A 748-nucleotide genomic window follows, 5' to 3' on the forward strand; every position below is an offset into this window, starting at 1 on the left:
AAGGGGTGGTTTGCTCTTAGGGTGTAACCCTTGGATTTCCGGCACGCGTCTAAAGGCGCCGGCCCTCACGGGGTTCGGGCCGCACTGCAGATTGACCCGTGACGGGCCGGTCAAACCGGCGCTATTTACGCCCCGGCCCCCTATCGAAGGGGTCCTCGTACTCCCTGACGCCCAGCCGGTCGAGCGCGATGTCGGCCTTCTCCTGCTCCCGGATGTACTTCGCGATCGTCGCCTCGTTCAGGCCGACGGTGGAAACGTAGTAGCCCTCGGCCCAGAACTTCCTGTTGCCGAACTTGTACTTCATGTTCGCGTGCCTGTCGAATACCATCAGCGAGCTTTTCCCCTTCAGATAGCCCATCACGCTGGACACGCTGTACTTCGGCGGTATCGCCAGCAGCATGTGGACGTGGTCGGGCATCAGGTGCCCCTCGATGATCTCTATCCCCTTGTACTGGCAGAGCTTCCTGAAGATCTCCCCAAGGTCGGACCTTATTTGGTTGTAGATGACTTTGCGCCTATACTTCGGCGTGAACACGACGTGGTACTTGCACATCCACTTCGTGTGCGACAGGCTGTAGGCCTTCTGGGCCATACGCCACCACCGCCCTCTCGACTCGGATTCCTTGCGGCCTGAACAATCGCAAGTGTCCGGCGAGGGGGCGGCTTTGTAAAGCCGTTTGGCCCCACCCGCATAGCGGGTGGTTTCTGATGCGGCGCGCTGCGCGCCCCGCACAGGCTAAAGCCTTTA

1 protein-coding gene is annotated in these 748 nt (G+C 60.6%); it reads right to left on the bottom strand.

The features are described from left to right. Positions 1-121: 121 nt before the first annotated feature. On the bottom strand, positions 122-592 hold the full coding sequence (tnpA, locus tag DW233_RS10120; protein WP_118268035.1) for an IS200/IS605 family transposase: 471 nt from the start codon (positions 590-592) through the stop codon (positions 122-124). Positions 593-748 lie beyond the last annotated feature (156 nt).

This window comes from Collinsella sp. AM20-15AC, assembly GCF_003471405.1.
Taxonomy (GTDB): Bacteria; Actinomycetota; Coriobacteriia; order Coriobacteriales; family Coriobacteriaceae; genus Collinsella.

What these genes read in the sequence shown, in the direction of transcription:
- tnpA (WP_118268035.1), bottom strand. Translation starts at nt 592, where the DNA reads ATGGCCCAGAAGGCCTACAGCCTGTCGCACACGAAGTGGATGTGCAAG.